The 5,832-nt window shown below is 61.7% G+C and carries 6 protein-coding genes and 3 pseudogenes; 3 read left to right on the forward strand and 6 right to left on the reverse strand.

The genetic code is table 11. From position 1 onward, the window contains the following. The coding region (locus tag UB48_RS28315) for a glycine betaine ABC transporter substrate-binding protein (protein WP_275560910.1) at positions 1 to 418 on the forward strand (418 nt) is incomplete at its 5' end. 39 nt (positions 419 to 457) lie between these two features. On the opposite strand, the gene UB48_RS28320 is transcribed toward UB48_RS28315, so the two are convergent. After that, entirely contained in the window at positions 458 to 607 is a 150-nt protein-coding gene (locus UB48_RS28320) for a hypothetical protein (RefSeq protein WP_275560916.1), read from the reverse strand. Between UB48_RS28320 and choW the strand changes: the two are divergent. Next, positions 545 to 1,316: pseudogene (choW, locus tag UB48_RS26605) on the forward strand (choline ABC transporter permease subunit). The gene UB48_RS28320 and the pseudogene choW overlap by 63 nt on opposite strands. After that, positions 1,313 to 2,487 (forward strand): annotated as a pseudogene (gene choV, locus UB48_RS26610) (choline ABC transporter ATP-binding protein). Before choW ends, choV begins: the two co-directional pseudogenes overlap by 4 nt. Before the next feature lie 36 nt (positions 2,488 to 2,523). On the opposite strand, the gene hisF reads toward choV, so the two are convergent. The 5 genes and pseudogenes from hisF to hisB all read right to left on the reverse strand — a co-directional run bounded on the left by hisF (position 2,524) and on the right by hisB (position 5,688). Beyond that, on the reverse strand, positions 2,524 to 3,294 hold the full coding sequence (gene hisF / locus UB48_RS26615) for an imidazole glycerol phosphate synthase subunit HisF (RefSeq protein WP_010221324.1): 771 nt from the start codon (positions 3,292 to 3,294) through the stop codon (positions 2,524 to 2,526). A 71-nt stretch (positions 3,295 to 3,365) separates the two neighbouring features. Then, a pseudogene (gene hisA, locus UB48_RS26620) lies at positions 3,366 to 4,108 on the reverse strand (1-(5-phosphoribosyl)-5-[(5-phosphoribosylamino)methylideneamino]imidazole-4-carboxamide isomerase). An 85-nt stretch (positions 4,109 to 4,193) separates the two neighbouring features. Next, positions 4,194 to 4,457 (reverse strand): DUF2164 domain-containing protein, encoded by a 264-nt coding sequence (locus tag UB48_RS26625; RefSeq protein ID WP_036995008.1) that lies wholly within the window; start codon positions 4,455 to 4,457, stop codon positions 4,194 to 4,196. Beyond that, positions 4,457 to 5,095, reverse strand: a complete 639-nt coding sequence (gene hisH / locus UB48_RS26630) for an imidazole glycerol phosphate synthase subunit HisH (RefSeq protein ID WP_045202336.1) — start codon at positions 5,093 to 5,095, stop codon at positions 4,457 to 4,459. Before hisH ends, UB48_RS26625 begins: the two co-directional genes overlap by 1 nt. Beyond that, the gene (hisB, locus tag UB48_RS26635) at positions 5,095 to 5,688 is read right to left on the reverse strand and encodes an imidazoleglycerol-phosphate dehydratase HisB (RefSeq protein WP_028942262.1); all 594 of its coding nucleotides are present in this window, start codon (positions 5,686 to 5,688) and stop codon (positions 5,095 to 5,097) included. The genes hisH and hisB overlap by 1 nt, the downstream gene beginning before the upstream one ends. Between the last annotated feature and the right edge of the window lie 144 nt (positions 5,689 to 5,832).

The raw sequence follows: 5,832 nt of genomic DNA on the forward strand, positions 1-5,832 counted from the left end.
GTCCAGCGAGGCCGGCATGCTCTCGCAAGTCGAACGTGCCCAGCGCCGTGACACTGCCGTGGTGTTCCTGGGCTGGGAACCGCACCCGATGAACACCCGCTTCAAGATGAAATACCTGGACGGCGGCGATGACTTCTTCGGCCCCGACTACGGCAAGGCCACCGTCCTCACCAACACCCGCAAGGGCTATGTGCAGGAATGCAGCAACGTCGGCCAGTTGCTGAAGAACCTGTCCTTTACCCTCGACATGGAAAGCAAGCTGATGGGCAACGTCCTGGACGACAAGATGAAACCCGACGCCGCAGCCAAGGCCTGGCTGAAAAACAACCCGCAGGTGCTCGACACCTGGCTGGCCGGGGTCACCACCGTTGACGGCAAGCCTGGCCTGGAGGCAGCCAAAGCCAAACTCACGCAGTAAGCACTGCCTGCGGCGGGCTGGCCCCGCCGCAGGCTGTCTTCAAACTTTTGCAGGTGGACGCTCGCTATCATGCTGATCGATGAAAAACTCCCTTTGGGCCAGTACATCGCAGGCTTCGTTGAATGGTTGACGCAACACGGCGCCAACTACTTCGATGCCTTCGCGGCAGCACTGGAATACATGATTCATGGCGTGACCGGGGCACTGACCTGGTTCAATCCTTTCGTCCTGATCGGCCTGATTGCAGTAATCGCGCACCTGATCCAGCGCAAATGGGCGCTGACCGCATTCTGCGTACTGTCATTTTTGCTGATCCTCAACCTCGGTTACTGGCAGGAGACCATGGAGACCCTGGCCCAGGTGCTGTTCGCCANNCGGCGTGCCGCTGGGCATCCTCGCCGCACACAAGCCGATGTTCTACACCGCCATGCGCCCGGTCCTCGACCTGATGCAGACGGTACCTACCTTCGTTTATCTGATCCCGACCCTGACCCTGTTCGGCCTGGGGGTGGTCCCCGGGTTGATCTCGACGGTGGTGTTCGCCATCGCCGCACCGATCCGCCTGACCTACCTGGGTATCTGTGACGTGCCCCAGGAACTGCTCGACGCCGGCAAGGCCTTCGGCTGCTCACGCCGCCAGCTGCTGTCGCGCATCGAGCTGCCCCACGCCATGCCGAGCATCGCCGCCGGCGTTACCCAATGCATCATGCTGTCGCTGTCGATGGTGGTGATTGCCGCGCTGGTGGGTGCCGACGGCCTGGGTAAACCTGTGGTCAACGCATTGAACACCGCCGATATCGCCCTGGGTTTTGAAGCGGGCCTGGCGATCGTGTTGCTGGCGATCATGCTCGACCGTATCTGCAAACAACCCGACGCGCCGGTAAGGAGTGAAGCATGAGCATTATTCGCTTCGAAGACGTAGACGTTATCTTCTCCAGCCGACCGCGCGAGGCCCTGAGCCTGCTCGACCAGGGCATGACCCGCGAACAGATCCTGAAGAAGACCGGCCTGGTGGTCGGTGTCGAGAAAGCCAACCTGGACATCAACAAGGGCGAGATCTGCGTGTTGATGGGCTTGTCCGGCTCGGGCAAGTCGAGCCTGCTGCGCTGTATCAACGGCCTCAACACCGTCAGCCGCGGCAAGTTGTTTGTCGAGCACGAAGGCTCGCATATCGACATCGCCCACTGCACCCCGGCGGAACTGAAGATGATGCGCACCAAGCGCATCGCCATGGTGTTCCAGAAGTTCGCCCTGATGCCCTGGCTGACGGTGCGCGAGAACATCAGCTTCGGCCTGGAAATGCAGGGCCGCCCGGAGAAGGAACGGCGCAAGCTGGTCGATGAAAAACTCGAACTGGTGGGCCTGACCCAATGGCGCAACAAGAAGCCCGATGAACTCTCGGGCGGCATGCAGCAGCGCGTCGGCCTGGCCCGGGCACTGGCAATGGACGCNNCCTGCTGATGGACGAACCCTTCTCGGCCCTCGACCCGCTGATCCGCCAGGGACTGCAGGACGAGCTGCTGGAGCTGCAACGCAAGCTGAACAAGACCATCGTCTTCGTCAGCCACGACCTGGACGAAGCCCTGAAGCTGGGCAGCCGTATTGCGATCATGAAAGACGGGCGGATCATCCAGTACAGCAAGCCGGAAGAAATCGTCCTCAACCCCGCCGACGACTACGTGCGCACCTTCGTCGCCCACACCAACCCGCTCAACGTGCTGTGCGGCCGCAGCCTGATGCGCACCCTGGACAAGTGCAAACGCATCAACGGCTCGGTGTGCCTCGACCCGGGTGGCGACTCCTGGCTGGACCTGGCCGAAGGCAACACCATCAAGGGTGCGCGCCAGGGCGCCAACGGCATGGACCTGCAAAACTGGGCACCGGGTGAAGCGGTGGAGGGCCTGGGGCGCAAACCGACCCTGGTGAATGCCAACATCGGCATGCGCGAAGCCCTGCAGATCCGTTACCAGACCGGCAACAAACTGGTGCTTCAGGAAGGTAATAAAGTGGTGGGGATTCTTGGCGACAGCGAGCTGTACCACGCGCTGCTGGGCAAGAACCTGGGGTAAAAGCATGCGGGCTTGCCCCGCGATCAGCTTTCAAGTTCAGCGAACGACGATACCCTGCTTGGCCATGAACGCCTTGGCCTCGGGCACGGTGTACTCACCGAAGTGGAAGATGCTCGCCGCCAGCACCGCACTGGCATGACCTTCGATGATCCCGTCGGCCAGGTGCTGCAGGTTGCCGACACCACCGGAAGCGATCACCGGAATGCCCAGGGCATCGCTGATGGCGCGGGTCACGCCCAGGTCAAAGCCGTTCTTCATGCCGTCCTGGTCCATGCTGGTCAGGAGGATCTCGCCGGCCCCCAGGCCTTCCATCTTCTTCGCCCACTCCACCGCATCCAGGCCGGTCGGCTTGCGCCCACCGTGGGTGAAGATCTCCCAGCGCGGGGTTTCGCCCGGGCCCGAGACCTTCTTGGCATCGATGGCCACCACGATGCACTGCGAGCCGAAGTGCGCGGCAGCTTCGCCGACGAACTCCGGGTTGAACACCGCGGCGGTGTTGATCGACACCTTGTCGGCACCGGCGTTGAGCAGGTTGCGGATGTCCTGCACAGTACGCACGCCGCCACCTACGGTCAGCGGGATGAACACCTGGCTGGCCATGCGCTCGACGGTATGCAGGGTGGTGTCACGGCCATCGACGCTGGCGGTGATGTCGAGGAAGGTGATCTCGTCAGCGCCCTGTTCATCGTAGCGCCGGGCGATTTCCACCGGGTCGCCGGCATCGCGGATGTTCTCGAACTTGACGCCCTTGACCACCCGGCCGTTGTCGACGTCGAGGCAGGGAATTATGCGTTTGGCTAAAGCCATAGGTAGACCTNNCAAGCTTCAAGCTGCAAGAAAGAGCGACTCGGTCGCGCTTTTGACTTGCAGCTTGCAGCTTACGACTTGGAGCTAGCCGAATAGGCGTCACAGAAGGCTTGCGCCTCGGCGACATCCAGGGTGCCTTCGTAGATGGCGCGGCCGGTGATCGCACCGATGATGCCTGGCGCCTTGGCGTCGAGCAGGGCCTTGATGTCACCAAGGTTGTGGATACCGCCGGAGGCGATTACCGGGATCTTGGTGGCAGCGGCCAGGGCGGCGGTGAAGGGTACGTTGCAGCCCTGCATCATGCCGTCTTTGGCGATGTCGGTGTAGACGATGGCCGNNCGGCTTCGAAACGCTTGGCCAGGTCAATGACCTGTACCGAGCTGACTTCTGCCCAGCCGTCAGTGGCGACGAAACCGTCCTTGGCATCCAGGCCAACGATCACTTTGCCCGGGAAGGCGCGGCAGGCCTCGGCAACGAACTCCGGCTCTTTCACTGCCTTGGTGCCGATGATTACGTAGCTGACGCCGGCCTTGACGTAGTGCTCGATGGTTTCCAGCGAACGGATACCGCCACCGATCTGGATCGGCAGGGTCGGATAGCGCTTGGCAATCGCGGTGACTACTTCACCGTTGACCGGCTGGCCTTCGAAGGCGCCATTGAGGTCAACCAGATGCAGGCGGCGGCAGCCCCCTTCAACCCATTTGGCGGCCATGCTCACCGGGTCGTCGGAGAATACCGTGGAGTCTTCCATGCGGCCCTGGCGCAGGCGTACGCAAGCACCGTCCTTGAGATCGATAGCGGGGATAATCAGCATGCTTTTTTCCTTCGTAAAAAAGAGCTGCAAGCTGCTAGCTACAAGCTGCAAGCATGCGCGTCTGTTCTCTTGCAGCTTGTCGCTTTCAGCTGCCTTTCTCTAGCGACCAGAGGTCGCTCTCGATACTCTCGAACCGTTCCTTGAGGTGGTTCTGCACATCGAAAATCGCCCTGTTGTAGTAGTGCGGGGCAATCTCTTTGGTGAACAGTTCCAGGACCTCGGCCACCTCGAACGAACCCAGTTGCAGCTCGAAACGGTCTTCGAGAAAGCGCTTGAGGGTATCGAGCGCTTCGCGTTCCTGTTCCGGCGCCAGCGTGAGGATCGGCGGCTTGGCCCTGGACTTGCCCATTACCAGCGCCCGTCCCAGGCGGCGAAGTTCTGCAGCAGCTGCAGGCCATGGGTATGGCTCTTCTCCGGGTGGAACTGCACGGCAAAGCGCGAGCCTTCGGCCAGCGCTGCGGCGAAGTCGACGCCGTAATGGCCGCTACCGACCACCTGGCCCGGCTTGCCGGCGGTGATGTAGTAGCTGTGCACGAAGTAGAAGCGCGCACGCTCGGGGATGTTGTGCCACAGCGGGTGATCGATGCTCTGGGCGACTTCGTTCCAGCCCATGTGCGGCACCTTGAGGTGCTCGCCGTCTTCGTGCAGGTCTTTGCCGAAGAAGCGCACATTGCCCGGGAACAGGCCGATACAATCGACGCCGTCGTTCTCTTCACTGTGATCAAGCAGCGCCTGCATGCCCACACAGATACCGAGGAACGGCCGGTCCTGGCTGACTTCGCGCACCAGGCTGTCGAAGCCCAGGCGGCGGATTTCGGCCATGCAGTCGCGGATCGCGCCAACACCGGGGAACACCACGCGGTCGGCTTCGCGAATCACCTCGGCGTCGCTGGTGATCAGAACCTTGCCGGCGCCCACATGCTCGAGGGCCTTGGCCACCGAGTGCAGGTTACCCATGCCATAGTCGATAACGGCAACCGTCTGCATTACAGGCAACCCTTGGTCGATGGCATCTGCCCGGCCATGCGCTCGTCCAGCTCGATGGCCATGCGCAGCGCGCGGCCGAAGGCCTTGAACACGGTCTCGATCTGGTGGTGGGTGTTGTGCCCACGCAGGTTGTCGATGTGCAGGGTGACGTTGGCGTGGTTGACGAAGCCCTGGAAGAACTCCTGGAACAGGTCGACATCGAAGCCGCCCACCGAAGCGCGGGTGTATGGCACATGCATTTGCAGGCCCGGGCGGCCGGAGAAGTCGATGACCACCCGCGACAGCGCTTCGTCCAGCGGCACGTAGGCATGGCCGTAGCGGCGGATGCCCTTTTTGTCGCCGATGGCCTGGTTGAAGGCCTGGCCGAGGGTGATACCGACGTCTTCGACAGTATGGTGATCGTCGATATGCAGGTCGCCCTTGCATTCGATATCGAGGTCGATCAGCCCATGTCGGGCGATCTGGTCGAGCATATGTTCAAGGAAAGGCACACCGATATCGAATCGGGCCTTGCCGCTGCCATCCAGGTTGATCGAGGCCTTGATCTGGGTCTCCAGAGTATTGCGCTCGACGGAAGCCTTACGTTCGACCATCACCAGCTCCGCAAAATCATTGGGCGAAAAAGGTGACCATTATAGGCCCAGAAGCACGCGGCTTGAAACGCAGATGACGCGTGGCAGGGAATTTACCTGCGATCCGGCAATTTTCAGCTACTTCTGTAGGAGCGGGCTTGCCCC

Origin of the sequence: Pseudomonas sp. 2(2015) (genome assembly GCF_000955865.1) — a bacterium.
Lineage (GTDB): Bacteria > Pseudomonadota > Gammaproteobacteria > Pseudomonadales > Pseudomonadaceae > Aquipseudomonas.

Excerpts from the sequence above, each read along its gene's own strand:
- hisF (WP_010221324.1), bottom strand. The coding sequence starts at position 3,294 with ATGGCTTTAGCCAAACGCATAATTCCCTGCCTCGACGTCGACAACGGC.
- UB48_RS26625 (WP_036995008.1), bottom strand. The coding sequence starts at position 4,457 with ATGGGCAAGTCCAGGGCCAAGCCGCCGATCCTCACGCTGGCGCCGGAA.
- hisB (WP_028942262.1), bottom strand. The coding sequence starts at position 5,688 with ATGGTCGAACGTAAGGCTTCCGTCGAGCGCAATACTCTGGAGACCCAG.
- UB48_RS28320 (WP_275560916.1), bottom strand. The coding sequence starts at position 607 with ATGAATCATGTATTCCAGTGCTGCCGCGAAGGCATCGAAGTAGTTGGC.
- hisH (WP_045202336.1), bottom strand. The coding sequence starts at position 5,095 with ATGCAGACGGTTGCCGTTATCGACTATGGCATGGGTAACCTGCACTCG.